Here is a 23058-nt window from a genome sequence, read left to right as displayed (position 1 = left end):
TCAGATCCCCAGTTTCTGGCTGAGATCAATCATCCGCTGCACCGCCACACGGGCCTTTTCGGCGACCTCGGGATCGACTTCAACCGGTTCGGACATCGTGTGCAGCGACCAGAGGATTTTCTCCAGCGTGATCTTCTTCATGTAGGGGCACATGTTGCAGGGGCCGACGAATTCAACCTCCGGCAATTGGTCGGCAATGTTCGAGGCCATCGAACATTCGGTGATCAACATCGCCTTTTCGGGCTTTTCGTCGGTCACATATTTGATGATGCCACTGGTGGAGCCGGAGAAATCGGCCTCATTCACCACATCCGGCGGGCATTCGGGATGCGCAATCAGCCGGGTGCCGGGGTTCCATTCGCGGAAATCGCGCAGGTCCTTGGCGGTGTATTGCTCGTGCACGATGCAGGAGCCTTCCCACCAGACCACGTTCTTTTCCGGCACCTGCTGAGCGATGTTCTGCGCCAGATACTGGTCCGGGGTCATGATCACCGTGTCGGCGTCCTGTGCGGCCACGATCTGGGCCGCGTTGGAGGAGGTGCAGCAGATATCGGAGGCGGCTTTGACCTCGGCCGTGGTGTTCACATAGGTGACAACCGGCGCGCCGGGATATTTCGCCCGCATCTGGGCAATGCCCTCTGCGGTGATCGATTCCGCCAGCGAACAGCCGGCCTCCATATCGGGGATCAGCACGATCTTGTCGGGGCTGAGGATCTTGGAGGTTTCAGCCATGAAATGCACACCGCATTGCACGATGACGTCGGCCTCCACCTTGGTGGCCTCCATGGCGAGCTGGAGGCTGTCGCCCACCACGTCGGCGACCCCGTGGTAGATTTCAGGCGTCATGTAGTTATGCGCCAGAATCACAGCGTTGCGTTCTTTTTTCAAGGCGAGGATGGCGGCGACATAGGGCGCGTAGGTGGCCCAGTCGACGGGGTTCACCACCCGGTCCATCTTGGCGTAGATCTCTGACATCTCTGCGGCCAGAGCAGGATTTGGCGCAAGGTCATAGTGATTGGCGAGCTGATCGCGCATGGTTTGCAGATCGAACATGGCATTTCCTCAAAGCTGCGCCTGACGTGGCACTTTGGGGAATTCTTGTTTCATGTTCACATTTAGCACGCAAGCGAGTGCAGCCGCTTTGTTGCGTAAAAACCGGAAATCCTGGTGCAAATCGGCGGCAATCGGGGCGCATCGGCAACCTGACGCTGGGGGCGGCGCCAAGACCATCTGACCATCGGGCGATGTCAGCGCAAACAGTGCGCGGTCAATTTGTCCAATTTTCACACCCGGTGTCGTTTTTGTCTATTGGGCGGGCTGATATTGTGGTTTGCAGATAGCGTTCACACAGTATCGGGAAGCGGTAAGACCGGTCCCACAAGGGAGAAAATCCGCCTCCATGTCTGATCTCTGGGAAGGATTGGTCCAGGCCTTTTGGCTGGTGGTCACGCTGGATGGCGATCTGGTCGAGATCACGCTGCGTTCGTTGCGGGTCACTTTGACCGCGTTGCTGGTGGCCTCGGTGATTGCGCTGCCGCTGGCGGCGCTGCTGTCGGTGCGCCGGTTTCGCCTGCGTCGGGTCACTATTGCGGTGCTCAACGCCCTGATGGGGCTGCCGCCGGTGGTCGTGGGGCTGGTGGTCTATGTGCTGCTGTCGCGGGCCGGTCCGTTCGGGGTACTGGGGCTGCTGTTCACCCCGACCGCGATGATCATTGCGCAGGTGATCATCATCGTGCCGCTCATCGCCTCGATCGCGCATCAGTCGCTGCGCGATCTGTGGAGCGATTACCACGATCTGCTGATTTCGCTGAATGCCAGCCAGAGCCAGCGCATTGCCACGCTGCTGTGGGACGGGCGGCGGGCGCTGCTCACGGCGGCGCTGGCTGGGTTTGGTCGCGCGATCGGTGAGGTGGGGGCGATCATGATCGTTGGCGGCAATATCGACCATGCCACCCGGGTGCTGACGACGGCGATTGCGCTGGAGACCGGCAAAGGGGATTTTGCCATGGCGCTGGGGCTTGGCTTTGTGCTGATCGCATTGGCGGTGGCGGTGAATCTGACCATCCACTGGCTGGGTCAGACCGAGAGCGAGGGCCGCTGGTGAGCAAGGTGAGCAGTCTTTTTCCGCTGGTTGTCGAGGCGGCGCAGGTGCGCCGTCGTGGCAAGACACTGATTGGTCCGGTGGATCTGCGGCTGGACGGACAGGGGACGACCATCGTGATCGGACCGAATGGTTCGGGCAAGACCTCCCTGCTGAAGATGCTGCATGGCATCCTGCGACTGGGGCAGGGGCGGATCAGCTGGGGTTGCGCCATGGCCGAAGCCCAGCGGCGCCAGGCCTTTGTGTTTCAGACGCCGGTGATGATGCGCCGCTCTGTGGTGGAAAATATCGCCTATCCGCTGCGGCTGAACCGGGTGCCCCGCAAGGTGGCGCTGGCCGAGGCCGAGATCTGGGCTGAGCGGATCGGTCTGGGCGGCGATGCGCTGCACCGGCCTGCGGTGCTGCTGTCGGGCGGTGAGCGGCAGAAACTGGCGCTGGCACGGGCCCTGATCCGCAAGCCGCAGCTGCTGTTCCTGGATGAGCCTTGCGCCTCGCTCGACGGGCGCGCCACTCGCGAAATCGAGGAGATCCTGACCGAAGCGGTAGCGGCAGGCACCCGGCTGATCATGTCGACCCACAATATGGGTCAGGCACAGCGTCTGGCGGATGAGGTGCTGTTTGTTCTGCACGGTCAGATTGCCGAGTTTTCAGCGGCGGAGGCATTTTTTACCCGACCCCATACCGAACAGGGCCGCGCATTTCTAAGAGGAGACATTGTCGAATGAAACGGATTGTGCTGGGGGCACTGGCTGCGCTGACAATGGGGACGGCGACGCTGGCGGAGGAGATGAAGCTGGCGGTGACCACATCCTTCCACAACTCCGGTCTGGCAGAGGTTCTGCTGCCGCAGATCAAGTCGGATCTGGGGCTGGAGGTGCAGCTGTTGGTGGTGGGCACCGGTCAGGCGATCCGTCTGGGCGAGGCGGGCGATGTGGATGCGATTCTGGTGCATTCGAAGAAGGCCGAGGAGGCGTTTTTGGCAGGCGGCAACGGCACCCATCGCCGCGAGATCATGTATAATGATTTCGTCTTTGTAGGCCCCAAGGCGGACCCGGCGGGCATTGGCCGCGCGCAGTCGGCAGCGGAGGCACTGCAAAAAGTGGCCGTATCCGAGGTGGCTTTTGTCAGTCGCGGCGATGACAGCGGCACCCACAAGAAAGAGCTGAGCCTGTGGGCCGCGGCGGATCTGTCACCTGACGGATTTGGCGGCTGGTACAACGCTGTTGGCGCAGGCATGGGGGCAGCGCTGAATACAGCCTCTGGCATGGGGGGCTACATCATGTCGGACCGCGCAAGCTGGCTCAATTTCGCCAACAAGGGCGATCTGGCGCTGCTCTATGCGGGGGATCCGGTGTTGTTCAACCAATATGCCTATCTGCCGGTCAACCCGCAGAAACACCCCCATGTGAAGGCAGAATCCGCAGCCCGGCTGGAAGGCTGGCTGGTGTCGGATACCGCCAAGGAGCTGATCAACGGCTACCAGATCAATGGCGAGGCGCTGTTTGTGTTCAACGCGGCGCCATAGGCGATAGCGGCATCCACAGCGGTTGCAATGTGCAGACGCCGCGCCTGAGCGCGGCGCCTGGCCCAACGGGAGCGGGGGGCTTTGACCCGCCGCACTCCGGGCGGGAGGGGCCGGTTGCGGGCTTCGCGCCGTGCGTGGTCTATCAGTCGTCGGTCACATGGATGGCGAATTGTTCCAGGCCCGCCTCCTGCGGCTCGATGCTGCGATAGCTTTCCTTGACGCCCGCCTCTGTCAGCTCGCGCATCACCGTCAGCAGCGTATTGGGCGCGTGATCGGCGCAGAGTTCCGCCATATGTGCCAGCTCTTCCGCAGCCACCGGGTGGGCGGCGGCCAGATCCGGGGCGCCGTAGTAGCTGACGAAATGCGCGGCCAGCAGATCGGTGAGGCCTGCCAGCTCGCTCTCCTCGATCCGCGTCACCGCAACGAAGGTGACACGCCCGCCGGTTTCCAGCCCCATCCAGCCATTGGCAAAGGCCTGGCGTTGCTTGCCGATCAGGTCGGCCTCTTCCCAGTTGGAAAACTCAAACCCGCCCGAAATACACCATTCGCCGGTGCGGGCCGGGCTGGCAAAGACGTTCTGATCGCTCTCGTCGAAATGAATGGCGCGGGCAAGCTGCATCACGGTGTCTCCAGTAGGGTGGTCAGGGGGATCAGATGGGTTGTCGCCTCGTCCCGCAACAGCAGGCCGAAATCTTCGTCCACGCCGAGGAAGGTGCCATTCAGGCCCGCATGGGTGACGGTTTCGCCAATATCCTGGGCAAGGCCGCGCCAGGTCGTGTGCACCGGCTCCGTGCCGTCCTCTTCCCAGCGGTTGATCCAGTGCAGCGCGTGGCGGGCCCAGCTTTCCAGTAACTGGCCTGCATCCACATCGGCGCAGCCCTCGGCATAAAGCGCGGTATCCTCGGGACGATCGCCGGTTTCCCCGTCGCTCGGCGGCCAGAGCGGCAGGTCGAGGCCGATGACCAGCCAGTCTGGCACCTCTGATGGCGCGGTTGTACTGGCGGCGGCACGCAGCCGGCCGCAGCGACCGCCATTGATGCGCAGACCGCCGTCCCATTGCAGATGCACCGCCACCTCGGGCGGGGCCAGCGCGCCAAGGGCGTTTTGCAGTGCAATACCGCAGACCGGAAGCATGGTCATGGCCTGCCGCAGGGCAACCTCGGGCGCAAAGACAAAGGCCGCCTGAAGCCGGTCATGCAGCAGGTTATGCACCACCAGACCTGCGTCGCAGCCCAGAACCGCCTTCTGACAGGCGATGGCAAAGGGATCGTCGGCCCCGCTGAGCGCGAGCCCCTCCATCAGGGGGGGGAAGCTGAGGTCGCTCATTTCGGCCATCGGATCAGGCCTGACCCTTGGCGATCAGATCTGCCGCCAGATCATGGAACGCCTTGGCCTGCGCGCTGTCGGGTTTGCTGACCGCAATCGGCGCGCCACCGTCGGCGGCAACGCGCACATCCAGATGCAGCGGGATCTCCGCCAGCAGCGGCACATTCAGTTTCTCAGCCTCGGCAGCAACGCCGCCATGGCCAAAGACATGTTCCTCATGCCCGCAGTTGGAGCAGATATGCGTGGACATGTTTTCCACCATGCCGATGATCGGCACGTTGAGTTTCTGGAACATGTCGATGCCCTTGCGGGCGTCGATCAACGCCACGTCCTGCGGGGTGGACACCACGATGGCGCCGTCCACATGCGCCTTTTGCGCCAACGTCATCTGCACATCACCGGTGCCCGGCGGCAGGTCCACGATCAGCACGTCCAGCGCGCCCCATTGCACCTGCATCATCATCTGCTGGAGGGCCCCCATCAGCATCGGGCCGCGCCAGACAACCGCCTGATCCTCGTTGGTCATCAGGCCGATCGACATCATGGTGACCCCGTGGTTGCGCATCGGCAGGATGGTTTTGCCATCCGGGCTGGCGGGCCGACCGGAGACCCCCAGCATCCTGGGCTGCGAAGGGCCGTAGACATCAGCATCAAGCAGGCCGACACGGCGGCCCTGAGCGGCCAGGGCACAGGCGATATTCGCCGAAACCGTGGACTTGCCGACGCCGCCCTTGCCGGAGGCAACCGCGATGATCCGGTCGACGCCGGGAATTTTCTGCGGCCCCTGCGGCTGGGCGGCCGGTTTGGGCTTCAGGTCCGGCGGCGCCTTTTCGGAATGGGCGGTCAGCATGGCCGAAACCTTGCCCGCGCCGGGCAGCGCCGTCACCTTTGCGTCGGCTTCATCGCGCACGGGCGCGTAGATATCGGATTTGGCCGGGTCGATTTCCAGCACAAAGCGGACTGTGCCCTCTTCGATATTGAGCGCGCGGACGATGCCGGCGGCGACGATATCGCTGCCGGACACCGGGTCTTTGATGGTCTTGAGCGCCTCTAGGACAGTTTCACGAGTGAGGGACACGCCGGGGTTGCTCCTTATTGGGGCGAGCTTGGTCTAAGCTGGCTTGATTGTTTTTGATGGCCTGCGGGGCTTTTGGCCCCGGCTGTAACGGCTCTTGACGGGGATGTAGGTGGTTTCCTAGCATTTCATATGGTCTGGGTATGTACTCTTTTGCGCGGTTACGCGGGAATACTGGCGATAATTCTGCTTGCGCTGATCCTGCGACCGGCCAGCGGACAGGCCGAGAGCGATCCGGCAAAGCTGCGACTGGCCGCGCCTGCGCCACTGGTGGAGACCGGGGTGCTGGGGTTTCTGTTGCCGCGGTTTTCGCTGAAGACGCAGGTGCGGATCGAACTGGTCGACAGCAATGATGTCGCCGAGATGATGCTGGGCACGACCGGCCAGCCCGTGATGGAGGGGGACGGGACCGTCTGGCATCTGGAGCTGATCGCGCCGGATCACGCCGGGGCGCGGCGCTTTGCAGACTGGCTGACCTCTGATGTGGGCGCGCGCACGATTGCCGCCTTTGCCCCCGAGGGGCGCCAGATGTTCCGGGTGCCGAAGCAGGCACAGGCCGCGGTGGCTGTGACCACATGGGACGGCGACGCCGGACGTGGATACGATCTGTCCAAATCCCACTGCGGGCGCTGTCACGCGGTGGAGGAGGCCGGACGGATCAACAGTATCGGCTCGACCCCGTCGTTCTATGTGTTGCGCAGCCTCGCCAATTGGGAGGAGCGGTTTCAGGCCTTCTACGCGCTGAACCCGCATCCCGCCTTTACCCAGATTGCCGAGATCACGCCGCCCTTCGACGAGGCACGCCCCTCGCCGATTGTTCCGGTCGAACTCACGCTGGACGAGCTGGAGAATATCCTCGCCTATGTGGCCGTGCTCAGCCCCGCGGATCTGGGGGCGCCGTTGGAGCATAAGTAGCGTCATCATCTTATCGCGGCATTTCGGGATCAGTGATCCTTGCGTTTGCTGAGGTAGTCCTCGGTGGTGCGGACACGGGGGCGCTCCGCGCCTGCAAAGGGCGAGTTCTTTTGATGGAACTGCGCGTTGACCCGGCAATTGTCACACATCTGGATCATCCGGGCGGCATCCGGGTTGGCGAACATCGAATGTTTCCCGGCCAGTTTCTCGGTGATCTTGTCGATAGTGGATTTGACGCCGAAGAGCGAACCGCATTCGACGCAGGCAAAGGGTTCTTCCTCGTGCAGGACCACCTGTGACAGCGCGTCGGATGTCAGGTTCAGGCGTGGCTCGTAGCGGATCGCGTCCTCCGGGCAGACATTGGCGCAGAGACCGCATTGCAGACAGGCATCCTCCTGAAAGCGCAGCTGCGGCAGGTCCGGGTTGTCCCCCAGCGCGCCGGAGGGGCAGAGCGAGACACAGGAGAGGCAGAGCGTGCATTTGTCGGCGGCGACCAGAACAGCGCCATAGGGGGCGCCCTCGGGCAGGGGCAGCGTTTCGGCTTCGGGCAGCAGAGCCTTGGCGGCCTGACGGGTGATCTGGCGCCGTGTGCCCATCGGGCGCTGCGGGGTTTCCACCCGCGCCTGAGCGCCGATGCGGTCAAAGAGGCGGTCGCTCAGCTGGTCCGGGTCGTTCAGCTCCAGCAGATGCAGGTAGGGCCCGGCAATCGCCGTGGCCAGAGCCAGCTCGTGGTCCTGCACGTCGCGCTCAGCCCTAGGCGAGAGCAGCACCGAAACCTCGGCGAAACCGGCAGCGAGGGCGGCGAGGGCTTCGGCGTGACCAAAACTGTTGAGCGCCTCAACCGACAGGGGGATCACATCCGCCGGCAGGCCGCGGCCGTGGCGGGCGGCCAGCTCGACCATCTGATCACCGTGCTGATCGACCACCAGCAGGCGGGGGGCGCTGCCACCAGCCTCTGCATATGCCTTGGCCAGGGTCTGGATCCGGCGCATCAGCGCATCGGTTGGCGGCGCGTCATAGGTGATTGCGCCGGAGGGGCAGAGCACGGCGCAGGAGCCACATCCGGCGCAGATCATCGGGTCAATGCTGACATGATCGCCGGCCGGGCTGATGGCACCGGTCGGGCAGACATCGAGGCAGCGGGTGCAACCGGTCTGCTCGGCGCGCGAATGGGCGCAAAGCAACGGCTCGCTGCGCACGTAGAGGGGTTTTTCGAAAGTGCCGACCAGCTGGCTGGCGCTCAGCGTGGCCTCGGCGACGGCCGGGGCGGACTTTGGATCGGCGCGCAGGTAGCCGTCACGTTTTTCGGGCGCGGGAAACAACGGCTGGCCGCCGCGCAGGTCGAGAATGATATCGCAGACCGACTGCCCGCCGTCGCGCGCCTCGTCCCAGGTCCAGCTGCGCCCGGTGACGTCCAGCTGTTGCAGCCGGTCGATGGTGACGGAAAACTGTCCCAAGGCGCCCCGCGCATGGCGCAGCTGGCCGGAAATCACATCGTAGGCGCGGCTATGAGGGGGGTCGCTCGGCGTCTCGAGAAGCACGGTCACCGCGAGGCTCTCCTGCAGCCGCTCGGCTGCGGCATAGGCCACCTCCGGCGCGCCAAGGATCAGGCAGAGCCCCTCCGAATGCAGGTCTATGGTCTTTGACAGGGGCGGTGTCAGCGTTGCCTCAGCAATCAGCGCGGTCATTTTGGGCAGCGTCGAGGCGGTATCGGCGGTCCATCCGGCCCGGTCGCGCAGGTCGACAAAGGCCGGGGCCGGCTGGTCGATTTCCTGTGCCAGCGCCTCGAAAATCCGGTGCTCCTGGGCGCAGCAAATAATTGCGTCCCCCTGCGAGATGGCCTGTGCCGCCTGTTCGATTTGATCGGTGCAAAGCGCTGAATGCAGCTTTGAACAGGGCAGGCCTGTGCTACGGGACAATGCCTCGGAATCGATTGATTGCGTTCCGGCACAATCACATAAAATCAATTGCTTAGACATGTTTTCTCCGCGTGTTTCTCGCTTGGTGAAAGCAGCAGAAATCCGCCACTCCGGGCTTAGACTAGGCATGTTTGCGCAAGCAGGTAAACCGCAATTTGCCGGTCAGCCGTGCCGCCGGGTGGCTCAGATGAGGCAAGTGATTCGCCGTGGCAAGGCATCGCGCTTCTCCTGCGTTAAGCCTGAGTGAATTAGTCGAATTAGACTTTTCGTCCGCACTGTCCAAAGGGGGCATGTCGGGCTGGTCAAATTGACCTTTGATGTTGATTTAACGCGCCATCAGCAAAAGTTATCTTCCCGTGTGGTCGCAGAATGCGGCACTGTTTTGTCAACCGAACTGACCAAATAGGGCGTTGACGTGTCTGAGACCGGGGATCGCAGTGCAAAGACGGATGTGATGCCGCTGGGTGTCGTCCTGCGGCGTCAGCCGGGGGTGACCCGTTGGGCGCGCTGGTCGTGGAAGGCAACCTCGGTGCTACCGGGCGCGGCGCAGGCGGACTGGCAGCTGTTACGCGAAGCGGGCGAGGTGCGGGAGTACCACGCCGCCACCCTGCCGCTGGAGCTGCACCGGAGCGAGGCCGAGGCCTATCTGCACGGGCTGACCGCGGAACCACCCTGCATCTATGTGGTCCTGCGCGACGGCGTGTCGGACGATCGGCCGCTTGAGGTGCTCTTGGTGACGGCCTCGCCCTATGAGGCGCAGGATTACGCCGACAACGGCGAGGATCTGGTGGAAAAAGTACCGATGCCGGACGGGCTGATTGCCTGGGTCCGCGATTTTGCGCAGCTGCATTTTCACGACGAGCCGTTCAAGAAACGACGCCGGGACCGGGTCAAGACCGACGCCAGCGAGGACGGGATCGGCGATCCGCGCATCTCGCAGATGACCGATGTCTATCGCTCGCCCGCCCTGAAGAAGGCGCGCCTGTCATGAGCCGGGATGATTTCTGGTCCCGCCGCCGCGCCCGTGTTGCGGCCGAACAGGAGGCTGAGGCCGCCGAGGTCGCTGCTGCCGCACGTCAGGCCGCCGAAGAGGCGCTGGAGGAGAAAAGTGACGCCGAGATCCTGCAAGAGCTGAACCTGCCGGACCCCGATGAGATGCAACAGGGCGATGACTTCAGCGTGTTCCTGAAAGAGACCATTCCGGCGCGGATCCGTACCCGCGCCCTTCGCCGTTTGTGGACCAGCAATCCGGTTCTGGCCAATGTCGACGGGCTGTTGGATTACGGCGAGGATTTCACCGACAGCGCCATGGTGATCGAGAATCTTCAGACCGCATATCAGGTCGGCAAGGGCATGACCGCGCATGTAGAGGAGCTGGTGCGGCAGGCAGAAGAGGCCGCAGCCACGACCGCTGACACCGAGCAGGAGGCCGAAGCGCTGGCCGCTGAGGAGACGGTCGCGGCGGTCGCGCCGCATGAGGCAGCCTCATGCGACTCTTTGCAGGCCGGTGCAGGGCAGGCCGTGACAGCGCCGCTCGAATCCGTGCGCCGCCCGACCATGGGCTTGCAGTCGCCGTCAGATGGTGCCGGTCCAGACCATGCACAGGAGGCGGCGGCCCGGATGCCGTCAATGCCGACAGCGGCTGATCCCGTCTTTGCCGCTGTTGCTGATCCCGTTCCCGATCCGGTGGCGTCAGCGCCGAGGCGTATGCGCTTCACCTTTGCCGCTGACACCAACGCACCCGTCACCTGATCCGCCCGAAACCCAGACCAAGACCCCTGCGAGGAGACACATATGACCGCCGAGCACGCCCAGACAGAGACAGCCGAACAGACGGCCAGTCCTGCCATTCCGCAGGATGAAGACCGTCTGCGTGCGGATCTCTACAATTTTCTGGGCCTGATGCTGTCGGGCCCGCCGGATGAGATGCTGTTGGCGCAGGTGGCCGGTTTATCCGGGGATGACACCGACTTGGGCACGGCGATCAACGCGCTGGCGAAAATCGCGCGGCTGACCAAACCTGCCGCTGCTGAGCGGGAGTTCAACAAGCTGTTCATCGGTCTGGGCCGTGGCGAGCTGCTGCCCTATGCCAGCTACTATCTGACCGGATTTCTGAACGAGAAACCGCTGGCAGCCCTGCGGCAGGACATGGCCGCGCGGGGCATGACACGGGCCCAGAATGTCTATGAGCCGGAGGATAATATCGCCTCCCTTATGGAGATGATGGGGGCGCTGATTGCCGGACGTTTCGGCACGGCAGCACCGCTGGGTGACCAGAAACAGTTCTTCAACAAACACATAGGCCCCTGGGCCGGGCATTTCTATTCCGATCTGGAGGCGGCGAAGAACTCGGTTCTTTATGCCGCCGTCGGTGCCGTGGGCCGGGTCTTCATGGAGATCGAGGCCGAAGGATTTCGAATGAGTGCGGAGCAATCCGCCTGAGCCGGGACGGCGTGCCGTCCTTAACCCACGTGAGCCAACCAACTGAGGAGGAGGATCACATGACCAGAAAGACCGAGGAGGCCCAGAGCCGCCGCGACTTTCTCAAGCTGGCAGCGACCACAACGCCGATTGCGGCGATTGCGGTGGCGACGACCGGCGGCACGGCCGAGGCGGCCGAGCCTGACCTGACATCGGAAGTGATGCAGGATACCGCGCACACCCGCGCCTATTACGACAGTCTCCGGTTCTGACCGACCGGTGATGTTTTGAACGCCCACGGCGACTGGTTGCGTGACGCCCGACTGCCAAAGGCCCCCGATAACCCAGCGAACCCGTAAGGGAAGCAAGGGAGGAACACATGCTTAGGAAAAAGACCAACGGGGTTGCGCGACGCCCCCAGCGGACCAGTATCCTGTCCAAGGTTGCAGAAAGCTCCGTTGACCGCCGCGCGTTTCTGCGCGGATCCGGCCTCGCGATTGGTGGGCTTGCCGCCATCAGCGCCACCGGTGGATCCGTCACCAAGGCCAATGCCGCCACGGCTGCGGCTGGCGCGGTGGAAACCGTCAAATCCGTCTGCACCCACTGCTCGGTCGGCTGTACCGTCGTAGCAGAGGTGCAGAATGGCGTCTGGACCGGTCAGGAACCCGGTTGGGACAGCCCGTTCAACCTCGGTGCCCATTGTGCCAAGGGGGCCTCCGTGCGCGAACACGCCCATGGAGAACGCCGTCTGAAGTACCCGATGAAGAAAGAAGGCGGGGAATGGAAGCGCATCAGCTGGGAACAGGCGATCAACGAGATCGGCGACGGCATGATGCAGATCCGCGAAGAGAGCGGACCCGACAGCGTCTATTGGCTTGGCTCGGCCAAGCATAACAACGAACAGGCCTATCTGTTCCGCAAGTTCGCCGCCTATTGGGGCACCAATAACGTCGACCACCAGGCGCGGATCTGTCACTCGACCACGGTTGCGGGTGTTGCGAATACATGGGGCTACGGCGCCATGACCAACAGCTACAACGATATCCATAACTCCAAGGCGATCTTCATCATCGGCGGCAACCCGGCAGAGGCGCATCCTGTCTCGCTGCTGCATGTTCTGAAGGCCAAGGAGCAGAACAACGCGCCGCTTATCGTCTGCGATCCGCGTTTCACCCGCACGGCAGCCCATGCCGATGAATATGTGCGTTTCCGCCCCGGCACCGATGTGGCGCTGGTCTGGGGGATCCTGTGGCATATCTTCGAGAACAGCTGGGAAGATAAAGAATTCATCCGCACCCGTGTCTGGGGCATGGATCAGATCCGCGAAGAAGTGGCCAAGTGGACGCCCGAGGAAGTCGAGCGTGTGACCGGCACCCCCGGCAGCCAGCTGAAGCGCGTGGCGCGGACAATGGCCAACAACCGCCCCGGCACCGTGATCTGGTGTATGGGTGGCACCCAGCACACCACCGGCAACAACAACACCCGCGCCTACTGCATTCTTCAGCTTGCGCTGGGCAACATGGGCACATCGGGCGGCGGCACCAATATCTTCCGTGGCCACGACAACGTGCAGGGCGCAACCGACCTTGGCGTTCTGAGCCATACATTGCCGGGTTACTATGGCCTGTCGGCGGGCGCATGGGCGCATTGGGGCCGTGTCTGGGGTGAGGATAGCGAATGGCTTGCCGGTCAGTTCGATACCACCAAAGGGGCCGATGGCAAGGACAAGTCGATGCAGAACCTGACGGGTATTCCGGTCAGCCGCTGGATCGACGGCATTCTGGAAGACAAGGCGAACATAGACCAGCCCAATAACGTGCGGGCCATGGTCCTGTGGGGCCATGCGCCGAACTCTCAGACCCGTATGACGGAGATGAAGACGGCGATGGAGAAGCTGGACATGCTGGTCGTTGTCGACCCGTATCCCACCGTCTCTGCGGTGCTGCATGATCGCACCGATGGTGTCTATCTGCTGCCCGCCTGTACCCAGTTCGAGACCCGGGGTTCGGTCACCGCGTCCAACCGCTCCTTGCAGTGGCGCGACAAGATCGTCGATCCGCTGTTCGAAAGCCTGCCGGACCATGTGATCATCGCCAAATTCGCCAATAAATTCGGCTGGGGCGACCGGTTCTTCCGCAATATCGAGATGGAAGATGCCGAGACCCCGAATGTCGAAAGCGTCACCCGCGAATTCAACCGTGGTATGTGGACGATCGGCTATACCGGCCAGTCGCCGGAGCGGATGAAAACGCATATGGCCAATCAGCACACCTTTGACCGCACCACGCTGCGGGCGGTGGGTGGTCCTGCTGACGGCGATTACTACGGGATGCCCTGGCCCTGCTGGGGAACCGCTGAAATGGGTCACCCGGGCACGCCAAACCTCTATGACATGTCAAAACCTGTCTCCGAGGGCGGCCTGACCTTCCGCGCGCGCTTTGGTGTGGAACGGGATGGCGACAACCTGCTGGCAGAAGGTGTCTATTCCGCAGGCTCCGACATTCAGGATGGTTATCCTGAGTTCACCTATCAGATGCTGAAGGATCTGGGCTGGCACACCGAGCTGACCGCGTCCGAGCGGGCCTTTATCGCCAAGGCTGCCGGGGTGGATGGGTTTGCCGATTACACCCACGAAGTCGGCGAGCAGAGCATGTCGCCCTTCCCGTCGGACTATGACGACAAGGTGGCCAAGGTGAACTGGAAAACCGACCTGTCGGGCGGCATCCAGCGGGTTGCCATCGCGCATGAATGTGCGCCCTTCGGCAACGCCAAGGCGCGTGCCGTGGTCTGGACCTTCCCGGATCCGGTGCCAATCCATCGCGAGCCGCTCTATACCAACCGCCGGGATCTGGTCGAAGACTACCCGACATATGAGGACCGTCACGCCTACCGGCTGCCGACCCTCTATGCGTCGATCCAGAAGAACGACGTCTCCAAGGAATATCCGATCATCCTGACCTCAGGTCGTCTGGTCGAATATGAAGGCGGCGGCGAAGAAACCCGGTCCAACCCGTGGCTTGCGGAATTGCAGCAGGACATGTTCGTCGAGATCCACCCGCGCGATGCCAACAATATCGGCATTCGCGATGGCTCTCAGGTCTGGGTCGAAGGCCCGGAAGGCGGCAAGGTCAAAGTCATGGCAATGGTCACAGAGCGGGTCGGAGAGGGCGTTGCCTTCATGCCGTTCCACTTTGGTGGTCACTACCAGGGCACGGATCTGCGCGACAAATACCCGGATGGGGCTGACCCCTATGTTCTGGGCGAAAGCTGCAACGTCGCACAGACCTATGGCTACGACAGCGTGACCCAGATGCAGGAGACCAAATGTACTCTCTGCAAAATCAGCGCAGCATAAGGAGAAAGAGATATGGCAAGAGCGAAGTTTCTCTGTGACGCCGAACGCTGCATTGAATGCAACGCTTGCGTGACGGCCTGTAAGAACGAGCATGAGGTGCCCTGGGGCATCAACCGGCGTCGGGTGGTGACCATCAATGATGGCAAACCCGGCGAGCGGTCGATCTCGGTCGCCTGTATGCATTGCTCGGACGCACCCTGTATGGCGGTGTGCCCGGTCGATTGCTTCTACCAGAACGAAGAAGGCGTGGTCCTGCACTCCAAGGATCTCTGCATTGGCTGTGGCTATTGCTTCTACGCGTGCCCCTTTGGTGCGCCGCAGTATCCGCAGGCAGGCAACTTTGGCAGCCGCGGCAAGATGGACAAATGCACCTTCTGCGCCGGTGGCCCCGAGGAGACGCATTCCAATGCGGAATTCTCCAAATACGGGCGCAACCGGATTGCAGAGGGCAAGCTGCCCATCTGCGCCGAGATGTGCTCAACCAAGGCGCTGTTGGCCGGTGACGGCGATGTCGTGTCTGCGGTCTACCGCGAACGCGTTGTCGCCCGTGGCTTTGGCTCGGGTGCCTGGGGCTGGGGGACAGCGTATGACCAGAAGGGCGGCTGATCAGCCCTCTTTGACATGAAGGGATGGCCCGCCCGCGCGGGCCGTCCTGTTTTCCTGTTCAGTTTCCAAGACAACCCATGAAGGAGTGTGGCCCATGCTGCGCATCGCCTTTGCAATTCTGATGCAACTGACGCTGATGGCGGGGATCGCTGCGGCGCAGGACACCCAGGGTGCCCCTGCGGCGGAGGCGGTGCCGGATCGCAGTGCCACGGGTGGGGCGCAGACGCTGGAGGATATCCTGGCCCGTCAGCGCGGCGAAAAAATCGACGACAGTTTCCGCAGCGACGATACCGGTGCGGGCGCGATTGGCGCCGGGATCACGCAACAGCTGGGCACGCTCGGTGGGGCCTCCGATCCCGAACTCTGGCGCGCAATCCGCTACAACGCGGCAGATCTGCGGGTCTCGGCGGGGGGCGATGTTGCCACTGTTCTGGTGCAGGATGGCGGTATGCGCTGGCTGACTTTCCGCGATGGGCCGCTTCGCACCTATGGTGGCTGGCTATTGCTGGGCACGATAGGCTTTCTAGCGCTGTTCTATCTGTTGCGGGGCCGTATTCGCATAGACGAGCCCTCCACCGGACGCACGGTCACCCGCTTTCAGTTCATCGAACGCTTTGCCCATTGGATGCTGGCGGGATCCTTCATTCTGCTGGGCGTTACCGGATTGGCCAGCCTGTTTGGCCGGATGGTGATCGCCCCCTATCTGGGCAAGGAGATCAACGCGGGCCTGCTGATCTGGAGCAAATGGGTCCACAACAATGTTTCCTGGGCGTTCATGCTGGCGCTGATCATGGTGTTTGTCATGTGGGTGGCCCACAATATCCCCAACCGTACGGATCTGGTGTGGATCCGCCAGATGGGCGGCATTGTCGGCAAGGCCCATCCGCCCGCTAAGAAGTTCAACTTTGGCCAGAAGCTGATTTTCTGGTCGGTGATTGTTCTTGGAACCTCCATTTCGGTTTCGGGCCTGTCGCTCCTGTTCCCGTTTGAGATGCCGCTCTTTGCCAAGACCTTTGCCATCTTGAATGATCTCGGCCTGCCGCAGCTGGTGGGTTATGGCACCCTGCCGGTTGACCTTGCACCGCAGGAAGAAATGCAGCTGGCCCAGAGCTGGCACGCCATTATCAGCTTTGTGCTGATGGCGATTATTCTGGCGCATATCTACATCGGCTCGCTGGGCATGGAAGGTGCCTTTGACGCGATGGGAACCGGCGACGTGGACGAGGCTTGGGCGCATCAGCACCACTCCATCTGGTTGGAGGAAATGCGCGAAAAGGGCGAAGTCACGCCAGAGGGCAGCAGCGGTAGCGGCAGCGCCAAGGGCGCAACACCGGCGGAGTGACCGGCGGTGTGGTGCCGCCTGTCAGCGCTGGTCCTGCGGACGGGCTATCTGTGGGCCGCCTGCGCTGCGACTGTTCTGGCGCTGCCCGCAGGTGCCGATCCGGCCGACGGGGATGAGTTCACCACGTTGAAAGGCCACGGCGGCCCGGTGATGGCCTTGGCGGTGTCGCCTGAGGGTCAGGTGGCCACCGGCAGTTTCGACAATGCCGTGGGCCTGTGGAGCGATCGCACGCCACGCTGGCTTGAGGCCCATGATGCAGCGGTCACCGCTCTGGCCTTTGTCGATGCCGGTCGTCTGGTCACCGCGGGGGATGATTTCGCGCTCTACCTGTGGCCGAAGGGCGGCCAACAGGCCGAGCTGATCGGCCGCCATCTGGGCAAGATCCGGGCGCTGGCCATTGCCCCTGACCGCGAAATGCTGGTGTCGGCGAGCTGGGACGGCAATATCGGCCTCTGGCCATTTGACGGAGGAGCGGAACAGCGCATAGCGGTTGGCAGCGGCATCAATGACGTGTCAATCGGACCAGGGGGGGCGATTTATGCTGCCACGATGGAGGGGCAGATACTGGTCTACGAGGACGCAGGCCAACCGCCCCGGCGCCTGGTCGATCAGGGCTTTGGCATCAACCAGCTGGCGCTTGGCCCCGGTGGCCACTGGCTGGCCTACGGGGCTGTGGATGGCGCGACGCGCGTTGTCGACACACAGACCGGCGAGCCTGTAGCCGATTTCACGCTGGAGCGACGGCCTATCCTTGCAATGGCCCATCATGAGGGCACCGCGCGGCTCGCCGTCGGGGACGGGCAGGGCTATATCATGATGGTGGACACCGAGACCTGGCGCATCAGTGCCGATTTTCGCGCCACCCACGACGGGCCGGTCTGGGCGCTGGAGTTTGCGCCGGACGGGCAGACCATCTGGGCCGCCGGGCTGGATGATCTGGCCTATGGCTGGCCGGTTGCCCTGATGGGAGAGGCCGAGGCGCAGATGGCAGGCAACCGCGGGTTCCTGAAGGACCCAGAAACGATGCCCAACGGCGAACGGCAGTTCATGCGGAAATGCTCGATCTGCCACGCGCTCGGCCCCGGTGAGAGTCGCAAGGCGGGACCGAGCCTATATGATGTTTTTGGTCGCCCGGCGGGCACGCTGGCGGGTTATCGCTATTCGCAGGTCCTTGATGGATCTGATATAATCTGGGGAGAGGCGACAATTGATGCCCTCTTCGATCTGGGGCCGGATCACTATATCCCCGGCTCCAAGATGCCGATGCAGCGGATTACCGATCCGCAGGACCGGCGCGATCTGATTGCGTTTCTGAAACGCGCAACCAAGGTGGAGAAGTAACACAATGAAAGCCATGTTGACGGGGTTTGCCGCCATCATCGTGATCGCCGCCGGCGCCAATCTGGCACTGGATCAGGCGGGGTTCGCCTCTTATGAGGTGCATTCCGGGCCGGCCGTCCGACTGGATTGACCGTGCTGACAACCGCGCCGCCGCCCCGCGATGAATATGGGGAAAACCTTGCCGGTGCGTCGATCCTGGTGATCGATGATGAACCAGGTATGCGCAATTTCATGACCAAGATCCTGACCCCCCGCTGCAAGCGGGTGGAGCAGGCGGCGTCTGCCGCGGAGGCGTCCAATATTCTGGATCAGGCGCATTTCGACCTGATCATCCTCGACAATATCATGCCCGGCAAAACCGGGCTGGAATGGGTACAGGAACAGCATAAGGTCGGCCTGTTTGCCGATACGGTGCTGGTCACCGCCTATGCGGATCTGGAAACTGCCATTCAGGCGTTGCGGGTCGGGGTGGCGGATTTCGTGCTGAAACCGTTTCGCGCCAATCAGATCCTCAATTCCGTGGCACGGGCCCTGGACCGCAAGCATCTGCGGCGGGAAAACTACCTGCTGAAACATGCGCTATCGGCGGAGGGCACCGCTGCGCGGGGGCGTTTGCTGGGGAAATCTCCTGCGATTCAGACCGCGCGTGACATGATTACCCGGCTGGCGCCACTGCCGACGCCTGTGTTGTTCACCGGCGCCAGTGGCACCGGCAAGGAAATCGCGGCGCGGACGCTGCATTCGCTGTCGGACCGCGCGGAGAAGCCGTTTGTGGCGGTGAACTGCGCGGCCATCGCGCCTGATCGCATCGCGCATGAGCTGTTCGGTATGGTGGATTCGCAGGACCGCCGACAGGACGGGCTGTTTCTTTATGCTGATGGCGGCACGCTGTTTCTGGACGAGGTGGCCCAGATGCCCGAACAGGTGCAGGCTGCGCTGCTCCGCGTGCTGGAGGACCAGCGTATCCGGCCGGTCGGCGCAGAGCGCGATATCCCGCTGAACCTGCGGTTCCTGTTTGCCACTAATGCCGATCTGGAACAGGCCGTGGCCGAGGGCCGTTTCCGTGCCGATCTCTATCACCGGATCAATATCGTCAACATCCAGATGCCACCGCTGCGTGAACGGGTTGAGGATATCGTGGAGCTGGCGGCGCTGTTTATGGAGCAGTTCTCTACCACGCTGGCCATGCCTGCGCTGGAGCTCGACGCTGAGACCCTGCTGAAATTCAGCCGCTACGACTGGCCCGGCAATGTGCGTGAGCTGCGCAACCTGATTGAACGGTCGGTCATTCTCGGCGCCTTTCCTGAGGAGTTCGCGGGCACCGGCGGGATCACGGGCAGTGCTGCGATGGATACGCTCGATCTGGTGATGCAGCGCCATATCGTGCATGTGCTGGATGCCTGTGACGGCAATCGCGCCGAGGCCGCCCGACGGTTGGGGGTTTCGCGGAAAACGATTGATCGAAAATGCGCCAGTTGGGGGCTGTGATATCATCCGAGCGATAGGTGGATGGACGGCCAGCGTGTCGCGGGCTGTGGCTCAGTCCCCGGCCTTGACCGCAGGCAGCCAGATCGAAAAGACGGCGCCTTTGATCTCCCCGTTCTCAATCCGGGTGTCGGCCGAAATCACCCCGCCGGCGCGCTGAATCAGGGTCTGGCTGATCGACAGCCCCAGCCCGGTGCCTTCGCCCAGTTTGGTGGTGTAGAACGGGTTGAACACCGACGGCAGATCTTCGGCAGCGATGCCCGGCCCGGTGTCCGAAACCTCAAGACAGGCGCCGCTGACACCGTCGCGCTCCATCGGCCTCAGGGCCAGCAGGAGCCTGCCGCAGCCCTCCATGGCCTGCGCCGCGTTGAGGATCAGGTTGATCACCACCTGCTGCAATTCGCCCGGGTCTATGCGAACCGGTGGCGTTGCGGCGAACTGTTTTTCAACGGTAATGGCCTGTTTGGTGATCACGTGATCGACCAGCACCAGACAGTCGGAGACAACCGGGGCAAGATCCAGGCTTTCCTCGAAGGTGCCAAATTCGGTGGGGCGCGCAAATTGCAGTAGTTTGCCAACGATGGCGCTGATCCGCAGGATCTGATCGTCAATCAGCGCCAGCTCGGTGTCCACTTCCTCGGCGGCGGCGCCCAGGGTCATCCGCATCACATCGACGTTGCCCTGGATCACGGCGACAGGATTGTTGATCTCATGCGCCACACCGGCGGTGATCTCGCCGATGGAGGCAAGTTTCTCACTCATCACCAGCTGCTTATAGGTTGCCTCCAGTTTTTCGTTGGCGGCGCGCAGTTCGGCGGTGCGCTGGTCGACACGCGCGTTCAGCTCCTCTGCCCAGTCGCGCAGTTTCTGGTCACGATCCTGAACCTGATCAAGCAGGCTGTCGAGATGGGCCGCAACCTGTCCGATCTCGTCACGGCGCCCGACATTGCCGTTGCGCGCGGTCAGATCGCCACGTTCGACACGGGCCATGGTGTGGCTCATCTGCTCCAGCGGCGCAAAGATCCCTTTCGCCAGCCACAGGAACAGGGGCGCGGACAACAGCAGAACGGACAGGAATGACAGCACCACAGTCCAATAGGCGGAGAGTTTGGCCGCCGCAAAGGGCGCCTCAAGGAAGCCGACATAGAGCATCCCAACGCGACGCCCGAAGCTGTCGGTGAGCGGCAGATAGCCGGAGATATACCAGTCGTTCACCACAAAGGCACGGTCGAGCCAGGTCTGCCCCTCACCCAGCACCGCATCGCGCACCGCCTGCGAAACCCTGGTGCCAAGCGCGCGGACGTCTTCAAACAGGCGAACGTTTGTGGAGATACGGGTATCTTCCAAAAACAGTGTCGCAGTGCCCTTGCGGCTGATGCGATGACTGTCGCCCAGATAGACCAGCGCATTGATCGTATCGATGAAATCAAGATCCCGGTTCAGAAGCCGGCCCGCCACCAGCACGCCTTCACTGCCGTTATTGGTCACCGGCGCGGCGGAATGGATCACCATGCCGCGATCTTCCGCCGGTCGGGTCGTCGGCGCGGTGGCCTCGGTCTCGATCAGGGAAATACGGGCCCGGTCACGCAGGTCGGCAGAGATCTCATCCAGGTCCGCAGCGGAGAAAATGTCGATTTCCGAGGCCAGCCTGCCCTGCGCCGCGCGGTCGATCACCGGCCAGCGGCGCGCCTCGCGGTCAATATTGCGCAATGGCAGATAATAGAGGAAATCAAGCTGGAGGGATTGCCGCTGCTGGTCAAGAAACCGCAACTGATCCTGCAACGGTGCGCGCAGGACCTTGGCAAACCGGGCCGAGCTGGCGATTGCTGCCAGATCATCGCCGGTATTGGCCTGCAACTGGCGCAAATACTGGTCGGCGATTTTCAGATCGCTTTCTACATTGACGATCAGAACATTGTCGTAATCCGCGTTCCAGCGCGCCATGGCCACGACCAGCAGCAGCGGCATCACCACGCTGAGCGGCAGAAGTGCGAGCAATAGGAGGCGGAGCCGGACGGATTTCAAGGCGGCAAGGTCCTGTAGGCAGCTGGCACATCGGGTGAGTCCGCAGAGCGCATGGCTGCGTGCGGTGTTCACCCACTGTCGCATGGGGCCTGCTGGATGAGCAAGTCCGGCGCTGTGTTTGATGACACGGTCGCCACGATCTGGTGGCGATCAGCCCATCATCAGGCTGGGATTTCCTTGCCGGCCCAGTCGAACACCCGCCCGCTGTCCTTGGCTGATAGCCGGTCGATCACCTGGGCGAGGTAGGCCGCGGCCTGTTGTGGCTCGAACAGGGCGTCGTCGGGGACGTTCTTTGAAAAAGGTTCCGACAGCGGTGTTTTTACGGTGCCGGGATGCAGGCCGACACAGATCATCTCCTCGTTGCTGCGCGCGGTCTCGATGGCGTAGTTGCGGATCAGCATGTTCAGTGCCGCTTTGGAGGCGCGATAGGCATGCCAGCCGCCGAGGCCATTGTCGCTGATCGAGCCGACCCGCGCGGACAGGGCGGCAAAGACCGCGCGCCCCTTGCGAGGCATGATCGGCAGCAGATGTTTGGCAATGATGGCGGGGGCAAAGGTGTTTATTTCAAACACCTTGCGGAACGCCACCGGGTCCTGCTGACGATAGGATTTCTCAGGCTTAAGCCCGGCCTCGTCGGAGAGAACCCCGGTTGCAACGACGACCAGATCAGGGGCGATCCTCCTGCGGCGCAGATCATCGGCAAACCCGGCCAGCTGGTCCTCATCCGTGATATCGGCGCGGTAGCTGTCGACGCCGGCCTTCGGTGGCAATGCGCCGCGCGCGACCGCCGTCAGGCTGGCGGGGTTTCGCGCCGCAAAATGGTCAACCAGCGCCGACCCGATGCCACCGGAGGCACCGATAATGACGATGTGGCGCGGCGAATGGGGGCTCATTTTCCCGCCCCCATCAGGCGCAGGAACAGTTTGCGGGGAAGATGTTTGCCGATGGTGAAGACCCAGGCGAAGGGGGCGGGGAAACTGGTGCTGAAGCGCCCGCTTCGCATCGCTTTCAGGCAGGCATCTGCGGCCTCATCCGGGGTCTGGATCATCGGCATCTTGAAATCGTTCTTGTCGGTCAGACGGGTTTTGATGAAACCCGGATTGATCACCTGAACCTTTATGGGGGTCTGGATCAGATCGGCCTGGAGGTTCTCGGCCATGTGTATAACGGCCGATTTCGACGCGCCATAGCCGGTCGCTCCGGGCAGGCCCGTGTGACCGGCGAGTGAGCCGATCAGCACGATATGCCCTTCGTTGGCAGCGACCATCTGCGGTATGACGCGGCCAACCACACGAATTGCGCCCATGAAGTTCACGTCGCAGATCAGCTCGACCTTCTCGGCGTCCCAGTCCTGCGCAGGCATCGGGTCATAGGCCCCGGCACAGTAAAGGAGGCCATCCACCTTGCCGATCTGCTCCACGGCCCGGCTGATGGCGTCGGGATCGGTCACATCCAGTGGCAGGGCAGTGGCATTGCTCAGCGTGCCCGCCAGCTCCTGCAGGCGCTCTTCGCTGCGCGCTGACAGCACCAGCCGCGCGCCTGCGGCATCCAGCTTCTCGGCGATCGCACGCCCCAGCCCCTCGCTCGCGCCGAGGATCCACCAGGTCTGTCCTGCAAACATC

22 protein-coding genes are annotated in these 23058 nt (G+C 62.7%); 14 read left to right on the top strand and 8 right to left on the bottom strand.

The window, feature by feature from the left end; all coding sequences use genetic code 11:
- Positions 1 to 1053, bottom strand: a complete 1053-nt coding sequence (gene nadA, locus WLQ66_RS16495) for a quinolinate synthase NadA (protein ID WP_340547423.1) — start codon at positions 1051 to 1053, stop codon at positions 1 to 3.
- A gap of 346 nt (positions 1054 to 1399) precedes the next feature.
- Between nadA and WLQ66_RS16490 the strand changes: the two genes are divergently transcribed.
- Genes WLQ66_RS16490 through WLQ66_RS16480 form a run of 3 tightly spaced genes read left to right on the top strand, consistent with a single transcriptional unit; the run spans position 1400 to position 3626 of the window.
- A complete protein-coding gene (locus WLQ66_RS16490) occupies positions 1400 to 2104 on the top strand; it encodes an ABC transporter permease (RefSeq protein ID WP_340547422.1) in 705 nt (234 codons plus the stop codon).
- A 5-nt stretch (positions 2105 to 2109) separates the two neighbouring features.
- Entirely contained in the window at positions 2110 to 2826 is a 717-nt protein-coding gene (locus WLQ66_RS16485) for an ATP-binding cassette domain-containing protein (protein WP_374015537.1), read from the top strand.
- Positions 2823 to 3626, top strand: a complete 804-nt coding sequence (locus WLQ66_RS16480; RefSeq protein ID WP_340547420.1) for an ABC transporter substrate-binding protein — start codon at positions 2823 to 2825, stop codon at positions 3624 to 3626. Before WLQ66_RS16485 ends, WLQ66_RS16480 begins: the two co-directional genes overlap by 4 nt.
- 142 nt (positions 3627 to 3768) lie before the next feature.
- Here the strand turns inward: WLQ66_RS16480 and WLQ66_RS16475 are convergent, their stop codons facing one another.
- From WLQ66_RS16475 to apbC, 3 genes are read right to left on the bottom strand one after another with little or no spacing between them, the layout of a single operon-like run.
- Entirely contained in the window at positions 3769 to 4245 is a 477-nt protein-coding gene (locus tag WLQ66_RS16475; RefSeq protein ID WP_340547419.1) for a DUF6505 family protein, read from the bottom strand.
- Positions 4245 to 4952 carry a DUF4444 domain-containing protein gene (locus WLQ66_RS16470; RefSeq protein WP_340547535.1) on the bottom strand — a complete coding sequence of 236 codons (708 nt, stop codon included), beginning with the start codon at positions 4950 to 4952 and terminating at the stop codon, positions 4245 to 4247. The genes WLQ66_RS16475 and WLQ66_RS16470 overlap by 1 nt, the downstream gene beginning before the upstream one ends.
- Positions 4953 to 4965: 13 nt before the next feature.
- Positions 4966 to 6030 (bottom strand): iron-sulfur cluster carrier protein ApbC, encoded by a 1065-nt coding sequence (gene apbC / locus WLQ66_RS16465; RefSeq protein ID WP_340547418.1) that lies wholly within the window; start codon positions 6028 to 6030, stop codon positions 4966 to 4968.
- Positions 6031 to 6159: 129 nt separating this feature from the next.
- On the opposite strand from apbC, the gene WLQ66_RS16460 reads away from it, so the two are divergent.
- Positions 6160 to 6942, top strand: coding sequence for a hypothetical protein (locus tag WLQ66_RS16460; RefSeq protein ID WP_340547417.1), 783 nt, complete (start codon positions 6160 to 6162; stop codon positions 6940 to 6942).
- A gap of 29 nt (positions 6943 to 6971) precedes the next feature.
- On the opposite strand, the gene WLQ66_RS16455 is transcribed toward WLQ66_RS16460, so the two are convergent.
- Positions 6972 to 8921, bottom strand: a complete 1950-nt coding sequence (locus tag WLQ66_RS16455) for a 4Fe-4S binding protein (RefSeq protein WP_340547416.1) — start codon at positions 8919 to 8921, stop codon at positions 6972 to 6974.
- A 394-nt stretch (positions 8922 to 9315) separates the two neighbouring features.
- Between WLQ66_RS16455 and WLQ66_RS16450 the strand changes: the two genes are divergently transcribed.
- The 10 genes from WLQ66_RS16450 to WLQ66_RS16405 all read left to right on the top strand — a co-directional run bounded on the left by WLQ66_RS16450 (position 9316) and on the right by WLQ66_RS16405 (position 19414).
- Positions 9316 to 9852, top strand: coding sequence for a DUF3305 domain-containing protein (locus tag WLQ66_RS16450; RefSeq protein ID WP_340547534.1), 537 nt, complete (start codon positions 9316 to 9318; stop codon positions 9850 to 9852).
- The gene (locus WLQ66_RS16445; protein WP_340547415.1) at positions 9849 to 10613 is read left to right on the top strand and encodes a DUF3306 domain-containing protein; all 765 of its coding nucleotides are present in this window, start codon (positions 9849 to 9851) and stop codon (positions 10611 to 10613) included. Before WLQ66_RS16450 ends, WLQ66_RS16445 begins: the two co-directional genes overlap by 4 nt.
- A 42-nt stretch (positions 10614 to 10655) precedes the next feature.
- Positions 10656 to 11303 (top strand): TorD/DmsD family molecular chaperone, encoded by a 648-nt coding sequence (locus WLQ66_RS16440; RefSeq protein WP_340547414.1) that lies wholly within the window; start codon positions 10656 to 10658, stop codon positions 11301 to 11303.
- 59 nt (positions 11304 to 11362) lie between these two features.
- Entirely contained in the window at positions 11363 to 11554 is a 192-nt protein-coding gene (locus WLQ66_RS16435) for a twin-arginine translocation pathway signal protein (RefSeq protein WP_340547413.1), read from the top strand.
- A 107-nt stretch (positions 11555 to 11661) separates the two neighbouring features.
- Positions 11662 to 14637 (top strand): formate dehydrogenase subunit alpha, encoded by a 2976-nt coding sequence (locus WLQ66_RS16430; protein ID WP_340547412.1) that lies wholly within the window; start codon positions 11662 to 11664, stop codon positions 14635 to 14637.
- 12 nt (positions 14638 to 14649) lie between these two features.
- Positions 14650 to 15243, top strand: a complete 594-nt coding sequence (fdh3B, locus tag WLQ66_RS16425; RefSeq protein ID WP_014875661.1) for a formate dehydrogenase FDH3 subunit beta — start codon at positions 14650 to 14652, stop codon at positions 15241 to 15243.
- A gap of 94 nt (positions 15244 to 15337) precedes the next feature.
- Positions 15338 to 16585: a formate dehydrogenase subunit gamma gene (locus tag WLQ66_RS16420; protein WP_340547411.1), complete on the top strand. Its 1248-nt coding sequence runs from the start codon at positions 15338 to 15340 to the stop codon at positions 16583 to 16585.
- Between the two features lie 6 nt (positions 16586 to 16591).
- The gene (locus WLQ66_RS16415) at positions 16592 to 17926 is read left to right on the top strand and encodes a c-type cytochrome (protein ID WP_340547410.1); all 1335 of its coding nucleotides are present in this window, start codon (positions 16592 to 16594) and stop codon (positions 17924 to 17926) included.
- A 4-nt stretch (positions 17927 to 17930) separates the two neighbouring features.
- Complete coding sequence (locus WLQ66_RS16410; protein WP_340547409.1) at positions 17931 to 18056, top strand: hypothetical protein; 126 nt, start codon at positions 17931 to 17933, stop codon at positions 18054 to 18056.
- The gene (locus WLQ66_RS16405) at positions 18053 to 19414 is read left to right on the top strand and encodes a sigma-54-dependent transcriptional regulator (protein WP_340547408.1); all 1362 of its coding nucleotides are present in this window, start codon (positions 18053 to 18055) and stop codon (positions 19412 to 19414) included. Before WLQ66_RS16410 ends, WLQ66_RS16405 begins: the two co-directional genes overlap by 4 nt.
- A 51-nt stretch (positions 19415 to 19465) precedes the next feature.
- Here the strand turns inward: WLQ66_RS16405 and WLQ66_RS16400 are convergent, their stop codons facing one another.
- The 3 genes from WLQ66_RS16400 to WLQ66_RS16390 form a co-directional block, all read right to left on the bottom strand.
- A complete protein-coding gene (locus WLQ66_RS16400; protein ID WP_340547533.1) occupies positions 19466 to 21436 on the bottom strand; it encodes a sensor histidine kinase in 1971 nt (656 codons plus the stop codon).
- A gap of 161 nt (positions 21437 to 21597) precedes the next feature.
- Positions 21598 to 22329, bottom strand: a complete 732-nt coding sequence (locus tag WLQ66_RS16395; RefSeq protein WP_340547407.1) for an SDR family NAD(P)-dependent oxidoreductase — start codon at positions 22327 to 22329, stop codon at positions 21598 to 21600.
- A complete protein-coding gene (locus tag WLQ66_RS16390) occupies positions 22326 to 23057 on the bottom strand; it encodes an SDR family NAD(P)-dependent oxidoreductase (RefSeq protein ID WP_340547406.1) in 732 nt (243 codons plus the stop codon). The genes WLQ66_RS16395 and WLQ66_RS16390 overlap by 4 nt, the downstream gene beginning before the upstream one ends.
- Between the last annotated feature and the right edge of the window lies 1 nt (position 23058).

It is taken from the genome of Phaeobacter sp. A36a-5a, from assembly GCF_037911135.1.
Taxonomy (GTDB): Bacteria; Pseudomonadota; Alphaproteobacteria; order Rhodobacterales; family Rhodobacteraceae; genus Phaeobacter; species Phaeobacter bryozoorum.
This window is presented reverse-complemented; position numbering and strand designations above follow the sequence as displayed.